The following is a 23,491-nucleotide window of genomic DNA, read 5'->3' as shown; positions in this document are numbered from 1 at the left end:
TTCTCCCGTTCACTTGGGCAAAGTGGACGTAGCTGACTCGCCATTTTTCACTAAATGTCATCGTCATGGTTCGTGCGCTTGTTTACAATCTGTATCCGGTGGCTGAAACCCTTAGGGATTGTTTTGGTCACCGTTTGCCTCTGTATTGCCATGGCTGCACCCGTGCAGGCATTCTGCGGGTTCTTCGTTGCTAAAGCAGACAGTACTCTAGAAAATACGGCTTCCCAGGTTGTCATCGCCCATAGTGGAAATCGCAGTGTCTTTATGATGGCCAATGATTTCCAGGGGGATGTTCAAGACTTTGCCCGAATTGTTCCAATTCCGGTGCTCCCAAGTCGCGATCAAGTCAGTGTCGGTGACGGTGCACTCATAGAAAAGTTGGGTGCGTTTACGGCACCGCGATTGGCTCAATATTTTGATCATCCCTGCCAACAAGAATACGATTGGTATCGAGTTATCGTCTTTTTGGCTAGTCCGATCATTGTATTCTTTTTGCTCTCATGGATCTGGCCCAGACTGAACAAACTGGCACTGGCAATCGCACTGTTGTTCCTGACGCTTCTGGCTGTGGCTGCTGTACCCTCCTTTCTCAATCAGGCGAATAAAGCAGGGGGGCCTAATCGAACCATTACCCAGTCTATGCCCGCTGTCACCGTTGAAGATGAGTTTACGGTTGGAGAATATGATGTTGTTATTTTAAGTGCTAATGAGTCAGATGACCTGGTAACCTGGTTGCAACAGAACGATTATCAGGTGAGCTCAGATGCAACTACAATGTTGCAATCCTACATTGATGCAGAGATGAAATTCTTTGTGGTGCGGGTCAATCTAGGAGAATTTCAAAAAGTGGGAGGACAATTTTTACGTCCCATTGTCTTGGACTACGAATCGGACGAGTTTATGCTACCCATTCGTTTGGGGACCCTGAACGCCAAGGGCGACCAGGATTTGATTATTCATGTTTTATCGCCTACTGCCTACGCTGAAATAGCTAATTATCAGACGCTGCCTGTGCCGACCGATGCAGAATCTAAACCCCGTTGGCCGTCTGGTCATGAGTTGCCAGCCTTTGTTCAAAGCGAATTTGGCGACTTTTACGAAACAATGTTTCAACGCACCCATGAAAAATATGCCAATGCTGTGTTTTTGGAGTATGCCACCCGCATATTTGGTGAAAATATTAAGTGTGATCCCTGTGCAGTGGCCCCTGAAGAACTGCCAACAGAAGAGGATCTAAAGGACATGGGCGTATGGTGGAGTGAGGAGTTTCCTGAAACCTGGATCACTCGATTGCATGTGCGCTACAACTCAGACACCTTTCCAGAAGATTTACGCTTCCAAGAAGTCACCCTTGAGAAACTGGCAGAAAAACCTGGAATTGCAGGACGTTCGTTCCCGGAATGGGCGGGTGTGGACTTTCAGGCGAGATATGTGATTAGACGGCCGCTTGGATCTGCTGTTTGTATCTCCCGCTGGCGCTATCAACGTACCATGGCTCAAGCCGCTGAGAATCTGGCGATGATGACGGGCTGGGATAATGGAGAAATTCGGCAGAAAATGATTGCTGATCGTCGTGTCAATGCGCTAGATAAGCAGGGGCAAACTAAACTACACCAAGCCATTAATGAGAATGATCTTGCCAAGGTACAACAACTGATTGAGCAAGGGGCCAATGTGAATATTGTTGGTAATCAGTGGAGGGGGATGACGCCCCTGGTGAATGCGATCGCAAATGATCAGCCAGAGATCATTCAACGTCTGCTGGACAATGGGGCTGACCCTAACGTTAGTTGGCGAGGGGAGCCTATTCTCTTATGGGCCATTGGGTTCAGCGATCTGACGACGGTTGAACAATTGCTGGAGGCTGGCGTTAACGATTCCACACTCCAAATAGTTTGGGAGACAGCTCAAACATCAAACAATGAAGCCTTAATTGAGGTGTTGCAGCCCTATGTAAATAAGCAAATCTAGGACCGTTTACGTGTTTAGAATTCCTTATTTATCTTTTTCCCGCTGGGTAGTCTGCACATCATCGTTGGTATTAGTTGCTTTATGTGGCTACCAGATCATGGCAAATATCTTGAATTAAACATCGTAACCACTGGTGTCCAGCATCATTGTCATGGCGAGGATGCCACACCATGTGCATGGGAAACTGTCCAAAGTCAGTGGGTGGTGCAAATACACGATATTGAGGATTGCCTACATAATGTTGGGCAATGCGTTTGGGCAGTGTGGCACAGTAATCTGTTTTGGCAATGATGGGGGCAACTGCTAGAAAATGAGAAACTGCGATCGCAACCTTACGCTGAATCGATTGCTGTTTAAGCATAGTAAACACCCCATTTTCTAGTCGGCTAGGAGATGCAACAATCACATGCTTCATGGTTTCATAGGCGTCTATGGTCAGCATATCTCCGACACAAGAATTTTCAGCCCGCACAACACAGGCAAATTCGTCCTTCAAAATGGTTTGACACATCACTTGTTCAGGAGGGTGGTCAAACTGACTGAGGGCCAATTCAGTGACTCCGCCATTGGGTTTAGCTGCCGCTAAATCAGCTCCTATGGGCACTAGCGTTAACCGTACCTGTGGAGCTTGCTGGTGAACCATTTGAGCTAAACGAGGAATCAACACAGATTCAAAATAGGGATTTGCAGCAACATGAAATCTTCGCACACTTGTTTTTGGTGCAAAGATAGGTTCTCTTTGAACAACAGCATCTAAATCTTCCAGGGCTTTTTGCACAATGGGGGCAATGGCCTCAGCCTTTTTTGTCGGCACAATCCCATACCGAGTGCGGGTAAAGAGCGGATCGTCAAACAAACGCCGTAATTTTGCTAATGAACCGCTGACCGCAGGCTGCGTCACACCTAATCGCTGACTGGCAGCTGTCACGCTTCGCTCCGTCATCAATGCCGAAAAGGTTCTGAGGAGGTTGAGGTCATAGTTCATCTTAGATATCACTCCCAGCGATATCTAAACTATAGCTTGGTGTACATAGTTCACAACATCAGTGATTGCTGAAAGCCATAAATAGTGGCAGCTATGTGCCCAGAAAGCGACTGCATGTAAGCAGCAGTTTACTAAGCTAGAAATTAATATTTGCTATATTACAGACGAACCACCAATTAACTGATGGAGGAACAGAACACTGGCACAGGATAATCTAGCTAACAGTTAGTAGAGACAGTGCATATTTGTATACTGGCCAGGCGATAGCATTAAACGACCTGAGGATCCTAAGGACCAGGAGATGGTTCAAGTGTGTCGAAATCCATCGCGTTGCACCCAGGCGAACAGATTTAAAGTTTATTTTGGAGGCTCGGTGACTGAATAATGCATGGCTGTTATCATCTAACACCGGGCAAAGATTTTGACGTTTCTTTTGAAGGATTTAGAGGAATCAGCTGTTTCGAGTCTTCCTATGAAATTACTTTAGTGGAGGCATCCTTCCAGCGGACAATCGATACTTTATTTGAAATAATAAATTCGAGACTGCACCTTAGGGATTGCTACAACAGAACTATTCTTCCAAGCTCAAAAAATGCCTTTGTAGTATTTAAACTAGTGGATCATAACTGGATTTATATCAGTGAATTAGCACCACAGATAATTTTTTCGGCACTAGATCTCTGTAGGCTTTCAGAATTAGGTAGTTGCAAAGTTATACATTTTGAGAATGGAAGCAGTGATGGAACAGTCAATCTATCTTTATTTAACTCAGGTATATTAGCTGAGCAATTGGAGTTCGTAGGCTCAAAAATCAGAGGTTATGAGGGTAGTGCTGACGACAATATTGATTCATTGCTAGATCGGCTACAACAAGCAGGAGAACCTATCATCACTGACCACTATTACCGATGTATTAACACCAAGCAGGAACTGGATTCAGTACAAGTTGTTTTTGATGCAGCCGGTATGGCGTCTGCTTCCTTAAAAATTCAGGGCGCATTTGCACCTTGTATTACCTGGGACAGACTGCAAACATCTCAAGAATTGAAGATTGCCATAAAAAACTTAGATGACCAAAAGATACAAAGACTCGATTATGTGGAAGTTAATGAAGCAAGGAATTAGTATTTAGTTAAGCTTTTTTCGTTGTATACCGATTTTTACAGTTCTAGTTCCCAAAATTCTTGATCAAAATTTTGGCCATACTTTCTAATATTTTTCTTACTGCTCATTAAATTAAAGCCAAGAGTTTTATATAGTTTGCGAGCAGCGTTCAGACAGCTGTAGGTTTCCAAGCGTAATGTCTTGAAATTATGCTTGCGAGAGTGATTGATGATGGCATGCATCATGGTCCTGGCAATGCCCTGCCCCCTAAACTCATGGACTACCAGAACAAAATTCACAAATGCCGTTTTCTCTGATTCTTTTGAAACTGCTATGGAACCTGCTCGATGCCCCTGAAAATAGGGAATTAAGAAGAGATCAAAACCACTGGCATTATCGAAAAACAATACTATTTTTCGAGCAATGTCGATTTCAAATTGTGGCTCTAATTGAAAATCTTGAGCATAAATTTTCCCGTGCATTGAAATGACCCAGCCAATATCACCAGGTGTGGGTTTTCTGAGTACTATGTCCATCTAGCATTTTGAACAATAAGCCAATAATTTTTACCTTTCAGTGGTTGTTTCTAACAACTGAATGATATTCGACCATCCTAGGGAGCGCGCATAGTCAAGTGGTGTCCAGCCCCGATTGCAACAGGTGGTCTGACTGGCTCCCTGTTTTAACAGGACCTTGACGGATTCTATACGACCATGGAGTGATTCTAAGTGTAGCAATGTCTGACCAGTGTCAAATATTGCCCTGACAACATCTGGATTCTTCGCAATTTCCTCTGCTATTAGGTTGGCGATCGTCCCCTCAAATTCGTCATTCCGCTCAGGGATAAACACCGTATCTGGCTCTGGAAAGTCCAACCCCCAGGCCTGATCATATTCTTGACGTTCTACTGCCTCCATCCGCCCCCTGGTTACCTGTACAGTGTGGCCCCCATAGACCTTGCCTTCTAACACACAGAGCCAATCACTAAGATCGGTCAGCGGGCACCGGACCTCATCACCTTCGACCCAGGACGTGAGGTGGCTAGGTGTGTTGAGCAAAATGCCATAGATATCAATGCCGTCAAAGTTGATTTGATCAATCCACATATGCTCGACCGGTGCCTGTGGGTTAGCGGCATCATCAGAAAATGGAGCCTTAACACAAGCCAACTCCAGGGCAGGAATAATTCTGTTGAAGTCCAGAGCTACTTGATTCCAGAAATATCGAAACGTTTCCCTAGCCTGTTGTGATGCTTGTAGTAACTCCGGATCATCATCTTTATGAAAAATAACAGGATCGTCTTTGCTCATGACTGCCTCGTTTTTTATGGGTCAATGCAGTTCTATGCACAATGCCAACATACCTTACCCCCTTGCACCTGACGCGATGTCAGGTTTTAGCATGCAGACATCAACCGCAGCCCTAAGGAGCTGAGATGACGAGCCAAATGAAAATTGGTGAACTTGCCAAGCAAACTGGACTCTCGATCCGGACGTTACACTATTACGACCAGGTAGGGTTGCTGTCACCGTCTCAGCGCACCAAGGCAGGACATCGCCTCTACAGTGAGCGGGATATCATCCGGCTTCAGCAGATTGTATCACTCAGGCAGCTGGGCTTTACATTGTCAGAAATCCGTGACTGTCTAGATAGTCCTGATTATGCCTTACCTCAGGTGATTGATCTGCATCTGGCGCGCCTGCGGGAGCAGATGGCGCTGTCGCGGACATTAGTGCAGCGGTTGAGTGCGATCGCAACTGATCTTAAAACCACGAAATCTGTTGCGGTTGAAAACCTGATGGAAGCAATGGAGACCATTTCAATGTCTGAACAATATTTTACTCCCCAGCAGCAAGCTGTGCTCGCCGACCGTTTTCAGGAGCATCAAACAGAGTGGCAAGAAATGCTGAGCTTAGCCCGTTCTGAAATGACCCAAGGTAGTGATCTCAAAGGCATCAAGGTAAAAGCCTTGGCCGACTATTGGCAAGGCATTATGAAATCCCTAATTTGTGGTGATGAACAAATTTATGAGTCGTTTGCGAAAATATATCAGCAAGAAGGTGCCGCCGCCGCCAGTTGGGGCACGATGGATGAGGCAACGTTTGACTATATTCTCAAAGCCATTGCCTTCTCTTCTTTAGCTGAAGATATTGAGCTGCACATATCGGCAAAAAACTATACCCCTGAAGCGATTAATGTAATTACGTTAGGACAAGAAATTGCCCGTCAGCTAAACCTGGGTGTCTTTGGCACAGAGGCCATGTTGTTGGGATTGTTGGCTGAAGGGACCAGCCCAGCCGCAAACGCCTTATCCGCTGCCGCCGTCACGTTTGATGATGCCCAACGCCATATTGTGGCCTTACTGGGAGCCCGTCCTGAACCACCGGTCGACATTCCTACCCCCCCGTCGCTACCGTTTGCCCCGAGGGTGAAACGGGTGTTAGAACTAGCCCGAGAGACCGTCAATGTGCTTGGACAGACTTATGTTGCCCCAGAACATTTGCTCGTTGGCATGCTAGAAGAAACTGAAGAAGTGGAATTAGCGGGCCATTTAGCCGGTTTGGCAGCCCGTGTGTTAAGAGAGAAATTTGGTATCAACCTTGATCGTCTGATGCAACAGTTAAAGGCTAGCTAAACATACAGAAACACAGATTTCGTCATTAGCTAATTTGGACCATCCCCATAGCAAAAATCCTAGGGAGCGCAAAAACTATCAAGCGTGAGTTTATAGACGTGACTAGGATTAGAAAAGACGCCAATGGAGTTTAGATGAACGTAGTACACAAGGGACTTTGGTACATTGAAAGCCACTTCCGTAATTCCGTAGGCCTGGAGGATGTGGCCAGAGCTAGCCACGTATCCAAGTTCCATCTCACCCGCGCATTCTCAGAAGTTATGGGAATGTCGCTGATGAAATACGTTCGTCGTCGTCGTTTGACAGAAGCGGCCAAGGTGTTGGCTGGGGGAGCGCCGGATATTCTCTCAGTTGCCCTTGACCACGGCTACAGTTCCCACGAAGCCTTCTCACGTGCCTTTAAGGAAGAGTTTCATCTCACACCTGAGGTGGTGCGATCGCAAGGGAACCTGAACAACTTATCACTGATGGAGCCAATTGCTATGACTACAACACCACTCCCTAAACTCAGTACGCCACGAGTCGAGACTCTGGCCAACAAACGCTTGTTTGGCATTGTAGAACGGTACGATTGCGAATCGGCAGCTGGGATTCCAAATCAATGGCAACGATTTGTCCCGTATCTCGACAACATGTCTAAAAAATTGGGCAGCGCTGCCTATGGTGTGTGCTACAACTACGACGATGACGGGGTGTTTGATTACCTGTGCGGTGTCGAAGTGCAAACAGACAATGACTTACCGTTTGGGTTGGTGCAGTTGAATTTACCAGCCCAAAAGTACGCCGTGTTTAGCCACGATGGCCATATCTCAGAGATTCGGTCGGTAATTTCTGCCATTTGGAGTGATGGCCTACTGCAATCTGGGTATGAAGCCGCCGCAGGACCGATGTTAGAGAAATATGACGAGACATTTAACTCCGAAACAGGGCTAGGTGGCTTCGAGATTTGGGTTTCGATCAAATGATCGGTTGTATTTGCTTGCTACTTTGATTGGGTAGCTTAAGTAGCAATAGGCTATGGGCTTAAGTGCTTGAGTGAAGAGCCTTGGGCCCATGGCCTATTGTGTTCCGAGGGAAATATCCAGCATTGCTCTCTCGGCATGCCGCACAGGTATATTTTTACTACGAGTTATTACTGATATGCTTGACCATTTCTTCATATAAAAGCCGACATTATTTATCTCTTTCATACAGTCTATTCATTAGTCTATGGGTAATTGAGTGCTTATTGTTATTCCCGCTCTAACTAAATCAGTTTTCCAGCACTGGCTAGATTGCTTATGCGCTGATTATCGCCAGAAGGCTGACTATGCAAGTCATCTAGCTTGTAGTAGTACATAGCTTTTAGCTGTCGCTGTATTTAGATTTCAAGAGAGAGCGTTACGCGTATAGCTAAGGATATGCTCTCAAACCCAGATCCATAAATCAGACAATTTGATTGATATCAAGGCAATCCTTTGAAACCTGTATCCGGTTAAAATAAAGATGCTAAGACTGACAACTGTTCAAACTCTCTTCAAACGTTCAACATCAAGCATCAAACCTATCTCTAGAAAATTGATGCTAGTTTTCGCATTCAGTCTGCCGCTAATCTTCAATCAAGCAACCGAAACGGTAGGGCAAACTGAAACGGTAGAACAATCAGTTGAGACGCATACGTTCAGTAGCTTTTTAGATTGGTGTGCCAATCGAGATAACCTTGAAGAATCAGCTCGCATGACGGTCGATAGGCTGTTGCTGTTGACCGAAACGTCTGACTGTAATCAAGCGAACGAACGTCTCTTAACCCGAACTCACTTGAGTTTACCGGGCAACCAAGGGTTCAATGGCAGCCCGGCAAGTCCTACGACTAGTGCAATTTCAAACCTTGAGCCGTTGCGATCGCTAACGCATCTCACCAGCCTTGACCTGTCGTACAACAAAATATCAGATTTGAGTCCGCTACAGTCCTTAACTAATTTGAGAGCCATCAGGCTATGGTACACCCCTGTTGCCGATCTCGCACCTCTACAGACGTTAACAAATCTCACTATCCTTGAGCTGATCGGCACTGAGCAGGTTACTGATATTAGCCCCCTCAGTTCACTGACTCAGCTTTCCCGTTTAGCCATTAGCGATAGTCAGGTTACTGACATTAGTGCAGTGCGCTCCCTCACTCAGCTAGAAACCTTACAAATTGCCAACAATCAAATTACCGACATTACCCCCTTAAGCACCCTGAGCAACTTAAAGGAACTCACAATGAGCAACAACCAAGTCACTGATGTGAGTCCACTGCAATCGTTGACTAACTTAGAATTCGCCTATCTGTGTCGCAATCCCATTGATAACATTGACGTTTTACGCCCTTTGGCCGATAGAACAGAAATTCTGTTTGGAGCACTCTGTCCAGCATTTGATATTTGAATTTTGGCCCTACCGTTGCTGGGTAAACATGTCTTGTCAATCTCGACGATGACAACCGCTTTATTGAGATATCCGGTGAAGGCCAATACTTTTCATACCTATTCAGCTTTGGGAGCATAACCATGAGGCAGCAATATTGGGTCTTTATCAGTGCAGTGATGGCAGTAATAGCAGCAATTGTCATCAGTACATCACTCTCAAATGCTGTCCCAATCGCCTCATTTGTGGGCATTGGTGACTTACCGGGTGGTTGGTTTAAAAGTTATGCCCTGGCAATTTCGGCTGATGGCTCTGTAATTGTGGGTGCTAGTCACAGCAGCACTGAACTCAATCGTGCATCTTTGCCTGAAGCCTTTCGATGGACACGGGCAGAGGGCATGGTTGGCCTGGGGCAGTTACCGGGTAATCCCTATGGAACTGTTGCAAGCGATATCTCGGCTGATGGTTCTGTGATTGCTGGCCATAGCGATAACGAAGCCTTTCGCTGGACGCAGGCAACAGGTCTGGTTGGCCTCGGCGACCTGCCTGACGGTAGTTTTAGGAGTCGGGCTGATGCCATCTCAGCGGATGGTTCTGTCATTGTCGGCAAGGGGAGTAGCGAAGCGAACTATCATGAAGCCTTTCGTTGGACTCAAGCTGAGGGGATGAGGGTACTGGGTTCTCCAGTTGATTTGCCAATTCGTGGCAGTTTCACGAGCCGAGCAGTTGCCGTTTCTGCAGATGGATCGGTTATTGTCGGCTTTATCAATCCTAATGGCCATAATCCGCTCGGAGTGTCTGAAAATCAAGCCTTTCGCTGGACACAAACGGGCGGGATGTCTCTGCTGAGCGATCCAACAGATAAAGCGCTTAGTATGGCCTCTGATGTCTCCGCTGACGGCTCAGTGGTGGTGGGTAAAAGAACAACCGCTTTTGAGACGGAAATTTTTCGATGGACTCAAGCAGAGGGGATGGTCAGCCTGGGTGAGTGGCCTGGGTCCGTTAAGGTTTCTGCAGATGGAGCGATCGTGCTCGGTGGTAGCTTTACTGAGTCTACGATCGATGCGGGGGCGTTTATTTGGGATGCTGTCAACGGGATGCGTAGCTTACAGGCTGTCTTTACAGATGAATTTGGCCTTGATTTAACGGGTTGGAAATTGGGCGCAGCGACTGGAATTTCTGATGATGGTTTAACCATTGTCGGCACTGGCATCAACCCAGAGGGACATTTGGAGGGTTGGATAGCTGACCTCCACGGCGCGTCTTAACGTGGCCCATCATCGACTGATATGGAGCGAAACAGAATTCCTGCCTAAGGAATCAGAATTTATTAATGTCCAGCTTTTTGCCCTCATCCTAAATTCTTCTCCCGAGGGGAGAAGGACTTTGAATCTGACTCTCTCTCCCAGGGAGAGAGAGTTGGGGTGAGGGCTATCCGAACATCAGCAAAGTTATAGAACTTGAGATCTATGGGTTTCTGCGTAGCGTTATGGAGGTTGCTTAACTATCTTTTCTGTCTTGGCTGCCACCCATCGTCAAATCCCCAACTTAACCATGCAATATACTGGTTAACTAGAACACCAGCAATGTTAATAATCTGACTGGCTTCACGATAGCTAGCAGATGTTCCGTCAATGCCAGCATTAGCTAACTTTAATATCTTTTGGATCAATTGTGCTTGTTGCAAGGTTATTGAACCAGCGTCGTGCAATTTCTTGATCAAGCGTCCTCATGACGGATGGCCATGCAAGAACTTTGATATATTCGAGAAGAAGCTTTGCAATTTCCATCAGTTGTTTCAGTAAATAAAAACGACTTCTAAGCTTTCAATATTTTGAAAACATAAAAAGAGAGAAATAAGCGAAGTAAGCCTGTAGTACTACATCACCAAGTATTAAGCCCGTATAACTTGTAATTCAACTCAGACTTGCTGGATAAGATCCATGCTTCCGCATTTTATCCAGCAGATTTGCGTAATAACATCCCTATTTACAGAACTTATACCGAAATTTTGCTGTATAACTCCAGGAAAGTAGGTAGGCTCTTACCCAGCACTTTTGAGAGTTATCCAGCATTTACTATGGCACTATCCAAGCTGCCCTTAACTGCTAAACCAGCCGAAAAATTTCTCGACCACTCAGTTTTAGACAAACCCTAAAGAGTTTCTTCAAAAGCTCGTAATGCTCGACTACTGCCTACCTGCTGTGCCTGCTGAATCACCCGATCAACCATCACCTTGATAGATAATCCAGGAAATGTAGGGCTATTCTCAACAACAAGATAATCCTCACCGTCTATCACATATATTTTGAGTCCCCGATCATAAATCCAAAGCTCAGGAACTTTCACAGCTATGTAGGCATCCAATCTAGTCTTAGACGTATAATCTGACTCAATTGCTAGATCTGGAGGTGGGTCAACCGCTAAATTAAGACGACTTTTGCCAATAACAGCTTCGTAGTTTGCAATATAAAAACAATCATCCGGTTCTACACCTGCAGTTTTAAGCTCACCTCGAAATGTTGTTGAACCAAGAGATTCCCAATCACGACCTTGACGACGCAACAAAATTTTAACAATGTCAGATATTAAAATCTTGCTACGCCCATGATCAGGCAAAGGAACCATAATTTCTAACGTATTCTGACTATAAGCAATACGGCTATTGCGAGACTCACCCAGCTCCTGCAAAATTGATTCAAATTTATGCCAGCTAATGTCGGGAATTATGATCCGACTCCCCGGTTCTAAGCAAATTTTATGAATGGCGATCGTAGCAACCATATGCACGCTAGCGACGGCAGTGACTTTAGGATAACACGATTCATTAGTACTAATGAATCGCTCCGTAAGTTGGCCATTATCTGCTGCAAACACCATCTGCTTCCCAGCAGATAATCTCCCAGCAGTCAGAGGCGTGGGTCACATTGCACCTAGCAGCAGAGCTAACGCCTCACAATTGATTGTAGAAAGCAGCTCAGAACTGCAAACCTACACAGAAAGCGATAAGCAATCATACTTATTGTTTTATTCTTAAATTGGAATTATTCTTAAATAAGACTAGATTCAGCAATAATTAGACTAATCTTGACTTGGTATAAGCCGCTTTGAGTCTGATTGCGAGTCTTCCAGCAAACCTTAGGTTGTTCAGGCATTGGATAAGAGATCACAATGAGAGATGAAAATGATGGCTCCATTCCGGAAGATAGGTCTAGGTTGGTACGAGAAGGATATAACAACGTTGCCTTAGATCCTCGTGCAGAGTTAGGGCATCAGTTACGTCAAATTCTAATCAAAAAAAGGTTGAAGCAGCGAGAACTCGCAACATTGCTGGCTATTCAGCAACCTGAAGTATCACATCTATTTAATGGTCACTTTACTCGATTCACAATCGATAAATTGATTCAGCTTTTTTATCGATTAGGGTGGGTGGTTGAATTTCAAATCCATCCACGCGAGATCGACTAAATATATTTCAGATAAATACAAAAAGAGTGTCTGTAAATTAGTTTATTTTTGCATGCTTTTAAAAAACAAAATTTAAGATTAATAGATTTTTAGGATTAAAAATCTAAGTGGATTGGTTAAATAACCTGTGATTAGATTTTTAGGGAGAAATATATCTCTGAAAATCAGATTTTTGATGGGCTTTAATTCTGAAATACCTTTCTGGCAAAAGGATTTATAGAGGTCTAGCTATTTAATTGGTTGATTTCATCTCAAGGATTTATACTTATTTATTCCATACAAAAACTCCTGTTAAACACCTATTTTTATAGGAAAAAAACTATAAAAGTAAAGTTTTTAAAATTCAGCTATTTTTCATATTCAGGGATTATTATTGGTTTAAATATGTTGTTAGCCATGCCAGCGACAAACAACTTGATTAATTTTTTTCGTGCCTATTGGAGCATATTGACGCGGCGTAAAGAAGTTTTCACTACACACTCTTTAGGAGACACTATGACCGACTTAAGCAGTAGCATGACCAGTCAGCCAAGTAGCAGTAAAGGAGGATGCCCATTTACTGGTGCGACCCAGAAGTTTACCGCTGGTACTGGAACATCTAACCAAGATTGGTGGCCAAATCAGTTGAACCTGAAGATTCTCCACCAGCATTCTCCCCAGTCGAATCCCATGGGTGAGGTCTTTAACTACGCTGAAGCGTTTAAAAGTCTTGATTTAAATGCCGTTAAGAGAGATATTTTCGATCTGATGAGAACATCTCAGGATTGGTGGCCAGCAGACTACGGTCACTATGGCCCCTTCTTTATCCGGATGTCCTGGCACAGTGCTGGTACCTACCGCATCAGTGACGGACGTGGTGGCGGTGGCACCGGCAACCAACGGTTTGCTCCCGTTAACAGCTGGCCTGATAATGGCAACCTTGATAAGGCTCGTCGATTGCTTTGGCCCATTAAGCAGAAATATGGCAGGAAAATCTCCTGGGCCGATCTGATGATCCTCGCTGGTAACTGTGCCCTGGAGTCAATGGGGTTCAAAACCTTTGGCTTTGCCGGTGGACGTGAAGATATTTGGGAGCCTGAGGAAGACATTTATTGGGGCTCTGAGTCTGAGTGGCTTGGCGACAAGCGCTACACCGGTGACCGCGAACTTGAAAATCCGCTGGGTGCGGTTCAAATGGGTCTTATCTATGTGAATCCGGAGGGTCCCAATGGCCGTCCTGACCCAATCGCTTCAGGCCGAGACATTCGCGAGACCTTTGGTCGGATGGCGATGAATGACGAAGAGACTGTTGCCCTCGTTGCCGGTGGACACACCTTTGGTAAATGTCACGGTGCTGGCGATGCAGCATTGGTGGGTCCTGAACCCGAGGCGTCTCGTATTGAAGAGCAAGGGTTGGGCTGGAAGAACAGCTTTGGTAGCGGTGTCGGTGTTCATGCGATCACCAGCGGCATTGAAGGGGCATGGACCACCAACCCAGTGAAATGGGATAACAACTACTTTGAAAACCTATTTGGTTATGAGTGGGAGCTAACAAAAAGTCCTGCCGGTGCCCACCAGTGGGTTCCCAAAGGAGGTGTTGCTGACGATGCGGTACCCGATGCCCACGATCCATCGAAGCGTCATGCTCCCATCATGACCACAGCGGACATGGCCATGAGAATGGACCCCATTTATGGGGCGATTTCACGACGTTTCCTTGAGCACCCAGACCAGTTTGCTGATGCGTTTGCCCGTGCATGGTTTAAGCTGACACACCGCGATATGGGTCCCCGCGTACGTTACCTCGGCCCTGAGGTTCCTGCAGAAGAGCTGATCTGGCAAGATCCGGTTCCGGCAGTCACCCATGAACTGATTGATGGGCAGGATATTGCAGTCCTTAAGGAACAGATTCTTGGTTCTAGTCTCTCCACCTCTGAATTGATTTCAACGGCCTGGGCATCGGCCTCCACATTCCGGGGATCTGATATGCGTGGCGGAGCGAATGGAGCCCGCATTCGTCTTGCACCGCAAAAGGATTGGGACGTGAATCAGCCGGGACAATTAGCCACTGTGCTACAGACGCTGGAGGCCATCCAACGAACCTTCAACATGTCTCAGGTTGGTGGGAAAAGAGTTTCGCTGGCTGACGTGATTGTTCTGGGTGGATGTGCAGCTGTTGAGCAAGCGGCGAAAAATGCTGGTTGGTACGATGTTAAGGTTCCCTTCACGCCTGGGCGCACCGATGCATCAGAGGCGCAAACTGATGTGGAATCATTTGCTGTCCTTGAACCCATGGCGGACGGGTTCCGCAACTACGTTAAAGGCAAGTACACCATACCTGTAGAGAAACTGCTGGTGGATCGGGCTCAGTTACTGACGCTGAGTGCGCCTGAGATGACGGTTCTTATTGGTGGCATGCGTGTTTTGAATGCAAACGTTGGCCAGACCCAACACGGTGTGTTTACTAACCGGCCAGGGACATTGACCAATGATTTCTTCGTAAATCTGCTCGATCTTGATACAACGTGGAAGGCAACCTCTGAAGCGGAAGATGTATTTGAAGGGCGCGATCGCAAAACGGGCGAACTTAAGTGGACCGGTACCCGTATCGACTTGATCTTTGGTTCAAACTCTCAGCTGCGTGCACTTGCTGAAGTTTACGGCTGTGAAGATTCACAACAACAATTTGTGCAAGACTTTGTGGCAGCCTGGAATAAAGTAATGAACCTCGATCGCTTTGATCTTCTCGATTAGTCTCAGTAAATAGGCCTTCAAGGGGGCTGAGCGTAGCCTCACCCGATGCTCGGGTGAGGCTATATAAACCTTTAGAAATCTTGAACGCAGATGGATGTATTTGCTGTTGGTCTCAGGGTAGTGTCTCTACTCAACAATCTCGTAGGTCAGGAGGGGATAACTGACTCCACTGTTGCCTGCAAGTAAGGAGTTAGTAAAGTGGTATTTAATCATAGGGGCCAGCGTGTTCCCCAAGTTGCCTTTTGGATGTTTGCTGACGGGGGATGGTACAAGACTTCGACGGCAGATCTCTTCAATAACAAAATCGTAGTGGCGTTTGCGGTGTCAGGAGCCTTTATCTATCCCTATGCTTCTATTCAGCTATTAGGCTACAACGAATACTCCAAGGTATTTCGTAGAAACGGTGTGGATGAGATCTTTTGCATTTCGGTCAATGATCCGTTTTCTCTGGCAACCTGGGCTGAACAAGAGGGAGCCGATCAGGTCAGCTTTATCCCCGACGTAAATGGCGACTTTACTCGCGAGATGAGGATGATGGTAAATCTTTCCAGTCAAGGAATGGGTTACCGCTCTTGGCGTTATTCCATGCTAGTGAGAGACAGTGTGATTGAAAAAATATTCATTGAACGGGCCCCGATTGAAACAATTCCGGTGATTTCTAATGCTGAAACAATGTTGAACTACATTAACCCAGAGGCTGAAACGCCTGAGCAAACAGCTGTACTGATGCAAATGTGGCGGACGATGCTTTCTGACTAAAAAAAGGGTGAATACAGGTAATGACATCGCATGACATCATGCAGTTCTTGGTTGAAATGAATATATTCTGGTGGTGTCAAGGAATAGACAGCAGGGGTTAGGGAGTAGGGTAGGGTCGATTCAATGCGATTGAAAATCGTTTGCTGGTTTAAAGAAATCCATAATGGCCAAAAATGCGCCACCTACAATTAGTAGACAGGCTAGCCAGATCGACCAGGTTGCTTCAGCCAACCCGCAGACGATCAATAGAATGGTCGATAACAAAGGAGCTGTGTAAGAAAGCGCGCCTAACACCTTAATATCACCATGTTTAACACCGTAGTCCCAGGTGAAAAAGGCCAGACCGACGGGACCCAATCCCAAACATAGAATCGTAATCCACTGCCAGCCTGTGGGTAAGATGGTTGGCTCAAACATAAAATGACAGAGCCAGGCCAAAATTGCCGTCGCCCCACAAAAGCCGCCCACGGCATTGGTGGGAATATTGCCAAACCGCCGTGACAATAACGAATAGCTTGACCAGGTCAACGCGCAGACAAGTGCGGCCAAATAGCCTGTAGTATAGCGAGGGTCAAAGCTTAAGGATTGCCCTTTGGTGATTAGCAAACCAGCACCGATGAAACCTGCGATCGCACCTCCCACATGAAACCATTTCAGTCGTTCCCCCGGTAATAGTGCTGAAAAAAACACAATCAACAATGGCCACAAATAGGCAATCAAACTCGCTTCAACAGCAGGCGCATTTTGCAATGCCATAAAGTAGAAAAAGTGATAGCCAAATAGCCCGGCAATACCCAGAACCCACACTGCTTTGGGCAGTTTTAGATGATCCAGCGGATTGCCTCCATCTCGTATCCAGGTGGCAACCCCAATGAAAAAGGCAACCGTAAATGACATCGCCGTCAGTTGAAACGGCGGGATCGGCCCACTAAGTTTGGTCAATACGGCCAGAGTGGCCCACATTAAAATAGCTGTAAACCCAATAGTGGTAGTTTTTTTTCGACTCACACTCGATTGCACCGCAGCAGCTCCCTAATGGTTACGCTGCCCATCATAGAAGCGTAGCCAATGGCTAACTTATCCAGATTTCAGGAATAAGTTAGCTGGATTTCGGATCCGGTGCGATAACGCTTTGGTGAGATTCCTTCTAGCTGTTGAAACAAACGTGTGAGGGATGACGCCTGCTCAAAACCGACCTGTTGCGCAATTTGATAGATTGGTAAATCAGTATGCAGGAGTAGATTCTTTGCTTTTTTAAGCCGTAGGTCTTGAATATACACCTTAGGAGATTTTCCCGTTTTTGCCTTAAACCATTCGCTGTAATAGGAAAAGCTATACCCCTCAATCTGGGCTAAGTAAGCCACATCCAGAGGGCAATGGTAGTGTTGGTGAATATAATTCAGGGAACGAGAGCCAAACGATTGAGCCAGCAAGCTACTGATATAGTGCACCAGATGCAATAACGGACCAGCTGGAGAGGAGTTCTCCCCTAAATCACCCTGTTTATCAAGTTCAGCTAACAAGAGTAAACGAAGAGCATGCCATCGCTCTTCAAAATCGGCTCGAATACCCTGGGATATTTCATGTCTGGCCAGATCTGCCACAAGATGAGCAGGAATATCGAGCACTAGAAACTCGTTTGTATCTTGGGCATAGAAATAGTGTGAACATCCAGAAGGTACAAAAAAGACAGACGACTCATCCAGCTCAAATTGATGTACCTGGGTTTTGATAAACAGGCTACCGGTAAGCGGCACAATTAACTGAGCAAAGGGATGATCATGGGTACAGCCCTTTGCAGCATAGGTTCGCTTTTCACCAATAATTGTCTGCAACATGGACATAGCCTTAGGAAACCCACACTTACAATACTATCTCGCTTAGGTCACTTGCAGCTTGTTAGCCCAATAGGACGATGCGACAACTAGCAACCCACCAATTCCTTGGGCTAAGCTCGGTTGCTCGCCAATCATCACAATGGCACTGGCTACACCAAAAACAGGAATTAAAGCAAGATAAAATGCCGCATGGCTAGCAGGCACATGCCGCAATGCAGTGAGGTATAGCAAAAATGCTAAGGCATATTGCATAATTCCTGAACCAATTGCTAGCAACCAAAACTGTGGTGAAATATTGGCTGCACTGATCCCATAGCTGGGATTAAGCAGAGATAACGCCCCAAAACATAGCACCGTTGTCATCAAACCGATGGTCTGCTGCGATGTGGTGAGCTGTAAAGGATTTGCTGTTTGGATCTGTCGCTTACTTAAAAGAGCATAAAATACTGCAAAAAGTGTGCCCAGGAGTACGAGTAAATCGCCCCTGAGAGAGGCATGGTCAATACTTTGAACATCTTTCAATATCAGTAAAGACACGCCGCCAAAACTAATGCTAGCCAAGAGTATTTTCCCTAATGTCAGTTTTTCACCTAAGAAAACGGCTGCTAACAAAATGGTTAGAATCACCTCAGTTGAACCAATTAATGTGGCATTGCTGGCAGTTGTCATCTTGACACCAAAAATACCAACCATATAGGCCAAAGCCGGTTCAAAGATACCGGCCACACCTTGCTTAAGTTGTTGCCAGGACAAGGGAACCTGATGCTCTGTCAGATAACAGACCGTAAAAAGAAAAAGAACACTGGACAGTAATTGAATAATCAGCAGTGTGGTTGCTGAAATTTCTGAAAGGGCAATTTTTGTCAGGGTTACCCCGACTCCCCAGCAAAAGGCATAGCTGAGGGCAATAATAATATTGTTCATGGGTTGTTCAGCAACTGGCAATATTTTTGTTCCACAGGGCAACTGTCAGCTGGACACACGTCTTCTTCACAAAGACGACAAATTGCAAAACTTCGTAGCTCGCTAGTAGTCATCGCTGTCAGCATCTTTTCCAGCAACTTTGTTAACTGTTGGCGTTCATCCAGACTCAGAGGCTCTACAGCCAGGTTCAACTGTTGTCGACGCTCGGTTAAAATTGCTCGCCGTCGACCTTGCCCCGCCTCCGTAAGAAATAGGGCAAGGGTGCGACCATCTGTCCCAGGTCGACGTTCCACTAACGCTTGGGAAGCCAAACGATCGATCAAGCGCACGGTACCTGGATGGGAAAGACTGAGAATTTGACTGAGGGTATTGATCGAAAGACCAGGGTTAGCACCCAATGTTACCAAGGCAGCAGGGGCTTCACCGCCATATCCAGCGTTGACTTTAACCACTGCATTTAAGGCATCACCAAGGCTGAGAGCCAACGCACCTAGAAGGTTTAGGGTTCTTTCATTATCCATAGAGCACATTCATCAGCCTATATTTATTTTACATGTATGCATTATGCATATATTTTTGAAAAATGAAATTGGTTCCCATGGTTTGCCATGGCTATCCTAAACTGCCCTTGATGTTTAATACTGTTTAGTTAGCGTCTGCATTACTCGCATTATGATCTCCGATTCTGCACCTCAACGTCTACCCAAGTATGTCTCTCAGCTCCGCTGTGGTCTCGGTTGGGATGCTCAAGCTGAAGCAGAACTAGATTTAGATATGGCAGTCTTAGCCCTCACTGCTGACGGTAAACTGGCCGCTGGAAAAGAAGGCGTCATCTATGCAGGACATCCGCATCACCCATCTGGCGCTATTCAATTACTCAATGACAATATTACGGGAGCAGGCGAGGGCGATGACGAACAGCTTTTAATTCGTCTACAGGTTGTGCCTGCTGAGATTACAAAGTTATTGTTTGTTGTCAATATTGACTGTGGGGAAGAGCAACAACAGGACTTTAGCCAAACTGAGAATGCATTTTGGCGCATCTTGGATAATGCTAATCAGCAGGTTTTACTCCGTTCCGCATTGTCTAACCCCCAGTGGCAAGGTATTACGACACTGTTTATTGCCACATTGGAACGTATAGAGACTCAATGGCAACTAGCTTCTTGTCTTGAGGCCAGTCCATTAAATAATCTCAATGAACTGCTTTATGGGTATCTGCCAGCCTAAACTTTTGTGTCTAAGACCAGGCAGGGAGTCCCTATCAGCTTAGTTATGCCTGCATTCTCTTTTTTCAAAAAACTGACCTGAACGCTCCCAGCGACTGTATTCTTGTAGCGTCTCAGTAAAGTTAATTTTAATCAGGGAGTGCATTTCTGACCCTAGGGTCTCTGTTGACAGTTCCTGGTTTGATATGTATGCATGGTGTGTGCCTATTGGATTTGATTGTACCCTAGCTATCCATCCGTCTCAAAAGCCTTCCAAAAGCGTTCTGACCGCTTAGTATCATTCAGGCTTTGTCCAGTCAAAATCCATTTGTTTGGCTGTTTTTTGAGCCAAGGCTTGCCCACAAAATTTACTCACTAAATATAAGCTCATATCAATACCTGCCGAGATACCAGCTGACGTCACAATCTTGCCAGTATCAATCCAGCGGATATCTTCTTGCACATCAAGATTAGGATACTGTTGGCGCAGATCGGCGATATCTTCCCAGTGGGTTGTCACAGACTCTGTAGTAATCACCTGAGCTGTAGCGAGTAGGAAAGCTCCAGTACAAACAGATGCTGTTAGTTTAGCGGTTTTGGATTGCTGAGCAATCCAGCTAATGACCGGAGGCTTGAGCATTTCTTCGGTATGCACACCTCCAACAATAATTGGCACATCAATTGGAGGATGATTATGAAATCCATACTCAGGAAGCACTTTATAGCCACCCCGAGCAGTAACAATTTCCCCCGTTTGGCTCACTAAAAATGTCGTGAAAGGTGTGCTGCCAGGACAAATTCTAGAGGCCGTGCAGAATACTTCAAAAGGACCAGAAAAATCTAGAACCTCTGCCTGGTCATAGATGTAAATCCCTATGTTCATAATGACATCCTAGAATTGATAACTGCTTCCCTCTTCTACCATGGAGTGATCGGGGGGCTTCTAGTTTAATGACGTTGCATTACAAGACCTAGAAATAATATAAATCACTTACATGCATGCTATCGATAGCTCAAACACACTTCTAGCTACCCTAGTACACGGTCACAAGTTACACTAGAATTTGAATTTAATCATTTAAATCTAACGGCTGCCCCCTTGACTCTATTTAAAAACCTGCGCGGTGGCGCACTGGTAAGCATTGGGTATATGTTGTCTCCCCTCTCATGGTGGAATGATCTATTTTTTAACCTGCCCATCGCTCTGGCTTTTGGTTATGGGGTGAGTTGGCTAAATTCCCATTGGTTTCTCCCAGGCACAATAATTGGCTACTGGCTCTCCAATGTGCTGGGGATGATTATGATGCAGTTGGGAGCAATCGATATATTTCTGCCTGACGATAAACGGAACATTATCCGAGATACCTTAATTGGCTTGGGCAGTGCCACCCTCTATACAATCATTGTTTCTGCCTTAGTTTACTTCCACGTATGGGATATTCCTGACTTTATAACGGACCTACAGCTCTAATCTCCAAGAACATTTTCATAGAGATTTAAAGACTGCATTGAGGTCCTGTTTGGTCATGTTGGCGTTTACTTTATCACTGTACAAAATCTTGATTATCTGCTGATCAATCGCTGAATATTCTGTGGTTTCCGTCCACTTTTGGTAAAAAATACTCTCTGGATATTTATATGAGTCATTTAACAATCCTAAAGACTGAGTAAGCTCTTCTCGTAATATATGTTTCTGAGCATTTTCATCGGTAGCCCTCAGTACATCAACATACATTGAGCCCTGGTATATTTCACCATTACCATCCCAATAAACCCAAAGCAGTCCCCAGTTGTCATCCACATAGGGTTTAGCGTTCGGCTCTATATCTGAATACTCTGCTGCACTGCCAAAATGAATTAAATAATTAGACTCTTCTTTAGAGGCTGTTCGTGTCAGCTGAATTGACTCACTTAGCTGGTTAAGCTCGTCGATAATTTTGGTTAACTCTACATCTAAATATGTAGAGTATTGCCCAGAAATAAATATTTTTATATCCGTCTCCCATTTGATAACTCGGCCTGTGGATTCACCAAATTCTGAACTCAGAGCAACCTCATAGAAATAGTCTAGAATCTCGTTCGTTTGCTCCACTGACATATTCGTGATCTCAGCATCAGAGCCATCTGCAGTGGATATTGAAGAATTTTCACCATGGGGCTTAAGACAACTACTAAGGCTGACAAGCATTAGAGTAGTACCGACCAAAAAACGGATCATCAATTGCTAGGTGGCATGGGATTAACTAGCCGGATCTTAGCCTAATCAGCCGGCGACGTAATCTGCGATAGCAACCAATATTGGAGGCCACTTTTGGGGGCTATATCAGTGTGAATAACTTCAAAGCCAAGGTGCTGGTAAAGGGGAACATTTTTCTCGTTATCCGTTCTCAGTAGACAGGTTGAGTAACCGCTACTATACATGTCCCTCAGTGCTGATTGGAGCATCCGTTTGCCCAGCCCCTGCCCCTTGGCCTGCGGATGCACACCCACGAGCCATAGGTAGGCAAACGCCTTTGGTGCTTTGGACAAAAGCACATGTTCACAAAAGCCATCATGGGCTTGTAAACGATTAAATGCATCAAAACCCATGTTCAACGGCGTCCAAATCAATCCGCTCCGGAGTAGCTGAAATAGATTCAAGGGAAGGACATGCCCTGGTAGCCAGGCAAGTACGCCATGTTCTGGAGCAAATTGAACGTTACCGTAAAGCATAGCAGAACGGATAATGGGTAGAAAAAGCTGTGCCAGATTTCTCTCCCGTGTTGCAGCATCGGGAAATAGATAGGCCATAAAGATGTCTTGGGCAAAGGCTGCGCCTAAAACGTCAGCAGCCGTTTCTTGTTGAGCAGTGGTTAAGGTATTCTCTGATTGTTTAATCATAATTCACTACCAAGCTTGGTTTAGACCTTTCCCCATGATTGAGTCTTGGTGCAGGGCAAGAAGTCTTCTGGCAACAGCAGACCTAGACCCCAACCTAAGAGGGGATAGATAGCCCAGGTAATTGTGCCGCTGAGGGTGACGTTTAGGGCAAGTAAAAAGGCATTGACAACCGCATAGGTTTTCAGACTCTGTTGGAATTTCTGGCGCTTTGAAGCTTGCATAGAGACGGACTGCTTGGGCACGGGTACCTGTTGCAAAGTTTGCTCTGCCTGCTGGAGAACCTCTGGGGAGATGCCTAGGTCAGTAGCCATTTCTATGAGTTGCGATCGCGAAAATCCATCTTCCTGCCGCTGTCCCATGGCCGCCACCAAAATTTGCTGCACCTGCTCAGCTGAGTAACTTTCTGCCATTACTAAACCTCCCTACAAGCATCATTCAATATTTACGCTGTCAACTTAAAGATAGCCAACTATATTGACACTGTCAACATGGTTTTTTCGCCTGCCTTGGGGCCATTAGGTAAATACGCTAAAGCTCCTTACACCAAGCTTACAGTGCCCTGAAAGCCGCCAATGCCTTAGAAGTTCCTGAGAATTCAAGC

24 protein-coding genes are annotated in these 23,491 nt (G+C 45.6%); 11 read left to right on the top strand and 13 right to left on the bottom strand.

Going from position 1 to position 23,491, the window contains the following annotated elements:
• The first annotated feature begins 150 nt into the window (after positions 1 to 150).
• Positions 151 to 1,971 carry a DUF2330 domain-containing protein gene (locus QGP82_RS12920; protein WP_499059499.1) on the top strand — a complete coding sequence of 607 codons (1,821 nt, stop codon included), beginning with the start codon at positions 151 to 153 and terminating at the stop codon, positions 1,969 to 1,971.
• Positions 1,972 to 2,050: 79 nt separating this feature from the next.
• Here QGP82_RS12920 and QGP82_RS12915 read toward each other — a convergent pair whose 3' ends face one another.
• The gene (locus QGP82_RS12915) at positions 2,051 to 2,956 is read right to left on the bottom strand and encodes a LysR family transcriptional regulator (RefSeq protein ID WP_499059497.1); all 906 of its coding nucleotides are present in this window, start codon (positions 2,954 to 2,956) and stop codon (positions 2,051 to 2,053) included.
• 384 nt (positions 2,957 to 3,340) lie between these two features.
• On the opposite strand from QGP82_RS12915, the gene QGP82_RS12910 reads away from it, so the two are divergent.
• A complete protein-coding gene (locus QGP82_RS12910; protein WP_163668263.1) occupies positions 3,341 to 4,081 on the top strand; it encodes a hypothetical protein in 741 nt (246 codons plus the stop codon).
• Positions 4,082 to 4,116: 35 nt separating this feature from the next.
• Here QGP82_RS12910 and QGP82_RS12905 read toward each other — a convergent pair whose 3' ends face one another.
• Positions 4,117 to 4,542, bottom strand: coding sequence for a GNAT family N-acetyltransferase (locus QGP82_RS12905; RefSeq protein WP_499059495.1), 426 nt, complete (start codon positions 4,540 to 4,542; stop codon positions 4,117 to 4,119).
• 84 nt (positions 4,543 to 4,626) lie between these two features.
• Entirely contained in the window at positions 4,627 to 5,370 is a 744-nt protein-coding gene (locus QGP82_RS12900; protein ID WP_163668259.1) for a DUF2314 domain-containing protein, read from the bottom strand.
• Between the two features lie 125 nt (positions 5,371 to 5,495).
• On the opposite strand from QGP82_RS12900, the gene QGP82_RS12895 reads away from it, so the two are divergent.
• The 4 genes from QGP82_RS12895 (at position 5,496) to QGP82_RS12880 (ending at position 10,348) form a co-directional block, all read left to right on the top strand.
• Positions 5,496 to 6,695, top strand: a complete 1,200-nt coding sequence (locus QGP82_RS12895) for a MerR family transcriptional regulator (protein ID WP_163668257.1) — start codon at positions 5,496 to 5,498, stop codon at positions 6,693 to 6,695.
• 134 nt (positions 6,696 to 6,829) lie between these two features.
• On the top strand, positions 6,830 to 7,660 hold the full coding sequence (locus tag QGP82_RS12890) for an AraC family transcriptional regulator (protein WP_499059493.1): 831 nt from the start codon (positions 6,830 to 6,832) through the stop codon (positions 7,658 to 7,660).
• 595 nt (positions 7,661 to 8,255) lie between these two features.
• Entirely contained in the window at positions 8,256 to 9,101 is an 846-nt protein-coding gene (locus QGP82_RS12885) for a leucine-rich repeat domain-containing protein (protein WP_499059491.1), read from the top strand.
• Positions 9,102 to 9,223: 122 nt separating this feature from the next.
• The gene (locus QGP82_RS12880; protein ID WP_499059489.1) at positions 9,224 to 10,348 is read left to right on the top strand and encodes a PEP-CTERM sorting domain-containing protein; all 1,125 of its coding nucleotides are present in this window, start codon (positions 9,224 to 9,226) and stop codon (positions 10,346 to 10,348) included.
• Positions 10,349 to 10,584: 236 nt separating this feature from the next.
• Here the strand turns inward: QGP82_RS12880 and QGP82_RS12875 are convergent, their stop codons facing one another.
• Both QGP82_RS12875 and QGP82_RS12870 read right to left on the bottom strand, forming a co-directional pair.
• Complete coding sequence (locus QGP82_RS12875; protein ID WP_499059486.1) at positions 10,585 to 10,767, bottom strand: hypothetical protein; 183 nt, start codon at positions 10,765 to 10,767, stop codon at positions 10,585 to 10,587.
• A 467-nt stretch (positions 10,768 to 11,234) separates the two neighbouring features.
• Complete coding sequence (locus QGP82_RS12870) at positions 11,235 to 11,960, bottom strand: Uma2 family endonuclease (RefSeq protein ID WP_499059484.1); 726 nt, start codon at positions 11,958 to 11,960, stop codon at positions 11,235 to 11,237.
• A 291-nt stretch (positions 11,961 to 12,251) separates the two neighbouring features.
• On the opposite strand from QGP82_RS12870, the gene QGP82_RS12865 reads away from it, so the two are divergent.
• The 3 genes from QGP82_RS12865 (at position 12,252) to QGP82_RS12855 (ending at position 16,040) form a co-directional block, all read left to right on the top strand.
• Positions 12,252 to 12,548 carry a helix-turn-helix domain-containing protein gene (locus QGP82_RS12865; protein ID WP_499059482.1) on the top strand — a complete coding sequence of 99 codons (297 nt, stop codon included), beginning with the start codon at positions 12,252 to 12,254 and terminating at the stop codon, positions 12,546 to 12,548.
• A 495-nt stretch (positions 12,549 to 13,043) separates the two neighbouring features.
• Positions 13,044 to 15,281, top strand: a complete 2,238-nt coding sequence (gene katG / locus QGP82_RS12860; RefSeq protein WP_499059480.1) for a catalase/peroxidase HPI — start codon at positions 13,044 to 13,046, stop codon at positions 15,279 to 15,281.
• Between the two features lie 198 nt (positions 15,282 to 15,479).
• Positions 15,480 to 16,040 (top strand): redoxin family protein, encoded by a 561-nt coding sequence (locus tag QGP82_RS12855; RefSeq protein WP_163664342.1) that lies wholly within the window; start codon positions 15,480 to 15,482, stop codon positions 16,038 to 16,040.
• 120 nt (positions 16,041 to 16,160) lie between these two features.
• Here QGP82_RS12855 and yddG read toward each other — a convergent pair whose 3' ends face one another.
• The 4 genes from yddG to QGP82_RS12835 form a co-directional block, all read right to left on the bottom strand.
• Positions 16,161 to 17,060, bottom strand: coding sequence for an aromatic amino acid exporter YddG (yddG, locus tag QGP82_RS12850; RefSeq protein WP_499059477.1), 900 nt, complete (start codon positions 17,058 to 17,060; stop codon positions 16,161 to 16,163).
• A 68-nt stretch (positions 17,061 to 17,128) separates the two neighbouring features.
• Positions 17,129 to 17,878 (bottom strand): AraC family transcriptional regulator, encoded by a 750-nt coding sequence (locus QGP82_RS12845; protein WP_499059474.1) that lies wholly within the window; start codon positions 17,876 to 17,878, stop codon positions 17,129 to 17,131.
• 42 nt (positions 17,879 to 17,920) lie between these two features.
• On the bottom strand, positions 17,921 to 18,802 hold the full coding sequence (locus tag QGP82_RS12840) for a DMT family transporter (RefSeq protein ID WP_163664346.1): 882 nt from the start codon (positions 18,800 to 18,802) through the stop codon (positions 17,921 to 17,923).
• Complete coding sequence (locus QGP82_RS12835; protein ID WP_163664348.1) at positions 18,799 to 19,323, bottom strand: MarR family winged helix-turn-helix transcriptional regulator; 525 nt, start codon at positions 19,321 to 19,323, stop codon at positions 18,799 to 18,801. The genes QGP82_RS12840 and QGP82_RS12835 overlap by 4 nt, the downstream gene beginning before the upstream one ends.
• A 151-nt stretch (positions 19,324 to 19,474) precedes the next feature.
• Between QGP82_RS12835 and QGP82_RS12830 the strand changes: the two genes are divergently transcribed.
• Positions 19,475 to 20,032: a TerD family protein gene (locus tag QGP82_RS12830; RefSeq protein ID WP_163664351.1), complete on the top strand. Its 558-nt coding sequence runs from the start codon at positions 19,475 to 19,477 to the stop codon at positions 20,030 to 20,032.
• A gap of 276 nt (positions 20,033 to 20,308) precedes the next feature.
• Here the strand turns inward: QGP82_RS12830 and QGP82_RS12825 are convergent, their stop codons facing one another.
• Entirely contained in the window at positions 20,309 to 20,893 is a 585-nt protein-coding gene (locus QGP82_RS12825; protein WP_499059470.1) for a DJ-1/PfpI family protein, read from the bottom strand.
• Between the two features lie 216 nt (positions 20,894 to 21,109).
• On the opposite strand from QGP82_RS12825, the gene QGP82_RS12820 reads away from it, so the two are divergent.
• Complete coding sequence (locus QGP82_RS12820; protein ID WP_163664355.1) at positions 21,110 to 21,481, top strand: DUF7980 family protein; 372 nt, start codon at positions 21,110 to 21,112, stop codon at positions 21,479 to 21,481.
• A gap of 15 nt (positions 21,482 to 21,496) precedes the next feature.
• On the opposite strand, the gene QGP82_RS12815 is transcribed toward QGP82_RS12820, so the two are convergent.
• From QGP82_RS12815 to QGP82_RS12805, 3 genes are read right to left on the bottom strand one after another with little or no spacing between them, the layout of a single operon-like run.
• Positions 21,497 to 22,228 carry a DUF2927 domain-containing protein gene (locus QGP82_RS12815; protein ID WP_250565926.1) on the bottom strand — a complete coding sequence of 244 codons (732 nt, stop codon included), beginning with the start codon at positions 22,226 to 22,228 and terminating at the stop codon, positions 21,497 to 21,499.
• Positions 22,229 to 22,269: 41 nt separating this feature from the next.
• The gene (locus QGP82_RS12810; protein WP_499059468.1) at positions 22,270 to 22,890 is read right to left on the bottom strand and encodes a GNAT family N-acetyltransferase; all 621 of its coding nucleotides are present in this window, start codon (positions 22,888 to 22,890) and stop codon (positions 22,270 to 22,272) included.
• Between the two features lie 20 nt (positions 22,891 to 22,910).
• Entirely contained in the window at positions 22,911 to 23,300 is a 390-nt protein-coding gene (locus QGP82_RS12805; RefSeq protein ID WP_163701906.1) for a 2TM domain-containing protein, read from the bottom strand.
• Positions 23,301 to 23,491: the final 191 nt, after the last annotated feature.

The organism is Leptothoe sp. LEGE 181152 (genome assembly GCF_032906605.1).
Lineage (GTDB): Bacteria > Cyanobacteriota > Cyanobacteriia > Phormidesmidales > Phormidesmidaceae > Leptothoe > Leptothoe turfae.
The sequence above is the reverse complement of the archived record's forward strand: the minus strand, read 5'-3'. Positions and strand labels throughout refer to the sequence as shown.

What these genes read in the sequence shown, in the direction of transcription:
- QGP82_RS12920 (WP_499059499.1), top strand. Translation starts at nt 151, where the DNA reads ATGGCTGCACCCGTGCAGGCATTCTGCGGGTTCTTCGTTGCTAAAGCA.
- QGP82_RS12915 (WP_499059497.1), bottom strand. Translation starts at nt 2,956, where the DNA reads ATGAACTATGACCTCAACCTCCTCAGAACCTTTTCGGCATTGATGACG.
- QGP82_RS12910 (WP_163668263.1), top strand. Translation starts at nt 3,341, where the DNA reads ATGCATGGCTGTTATCATCTAACACCGGGCAAAGATTTTGACGTTTCT.
- QGP82_RS12905 (WP_499059495.1), bottom strand. Translation starts at nt 4,542, where the DNA reads ATGCACGGGAAAATTTATGCTCAAGATTTTCAATTAGAGCCACAATTT.
- QGP82_RS12900 (WP_163668259.1), bottom strand. Translation starts at nt 5,370, where the DNA reads ATGAGCAAAGACGATCCTGTTATTTTTCATAAAGATGATGATCCGGAG.
- QGP82_RS12895 (WP_163668257.1), top strand. Translation starts at nt 5,496, where the DNA reads ATGACGAGCCAAATGAAAATTGGTGAACTTGCCAAGCAAACTGGACTC.
- QGP82_RS12890 (WP_499059493.1), top strand. Translation starts at nt 6,830, where the DNA reads ATGAACGTAGTACACAAGGGACTTTGGTACATTGAAAGCCACTTCCGT.
- QGP82_RS12885 (WP_499059491.1), top strand. Translation starts at nt 8,256, where the DNA reads ATGCTAGTTTTCGCATTCAGTCTGCCGCTAATCTTCAATCAAGCAACC.
- QGP82_RS12880 (WP_499059489.1), top strand. Translation starts at nt 9,224, where the DNA reads ATGAGGCAGCAATATTGGGTCTTTATCAGTGCAGTGATGGCAGTAATA.
- QGP82_RS12870 (WP_499059484.1), bottom strand. Translation starts at nt 11,960, where the DNA reads ATGGTGTTTGCAGCAGATAATGGCCAACTTACGGAGCGATTCATTAGT.
- QGP82_RS12865 (WP_499059482.1), top strand. Translation starts at nt 12,252, where the DNA reads ATGAGAGATGAAAATGATGGCTCCATTCCGGAAGATAGGTCTAGGTTG.
- katG (WP_499059480.1), top strand. Translation starts at nt 13,044, where the DNA reads ATGACCGACTTAAGCAGTAGCATGACCAGTCAGCCAAGTAGCAGTAAA.
- QGP82_RS12845 (WP_499059474.1), bottom strand. Translation starts at nt 17,878, where the DNA reads ATGTTGCAGACAATTATTGGTGAAAAGCGAACCTATGCTGCAAAGGGC.
- QGP82_RS12840 (WP_163664346.1), bottom strand. Translation starts at nt 18,802, where the DNA reads ATGAACAATATTATTATTGCCCTCAGCTATGCCTTTTGCTGGGGAGTC.
- QGP82_RS12835 (WP_163664348.1), bottom strand. Translation starts at nt 19,323, where the DNA reads ATGGATAATGAAAGAACCCTAAACCTTCTAGGTGCGTTGGCTCTCAGC.
- QGP82_RS12830 (WP_163664351.1), top strand. Translation starts at nt 19,475, where the DNA reads ATGATCTCCGATTCTGCACCTCAACGTCTACCCAAGTATGTCTCTCAG.
- QGP82_RS12825 (WP_499059470.1), bottom strand. Translation starts at nt 20,893, where the DNA reads ATGAACATAGGGATTTACATCTATGACCAGGCAGAGGTTCTAGATTTT.
- QGP82_RS12815 (WP_250565926.1), bottom strand. Translation starts at nt 22,228, where the DNA reads ATGATCCGTTTTTTGGTCGGTACTACTCTAATGCTTGTCAGCCTTAGT.
- QGP82_RS12810 (WP_499059468.1), bottom strand. Translation starts at nt 22,890, where the DNA reads ATGATTAAACAATCAGAGAATACCTTAACCACTGCTCAACAAGAAACG.
- QGP82_RS12805 (WP_163701906.1), bottom strand. Translation starts at nt 23,300, where the DNA reads ATGGCAGAAAGTTACTCAGCTGAGCAGGTGCAGCAAATTTTGGTGGCG.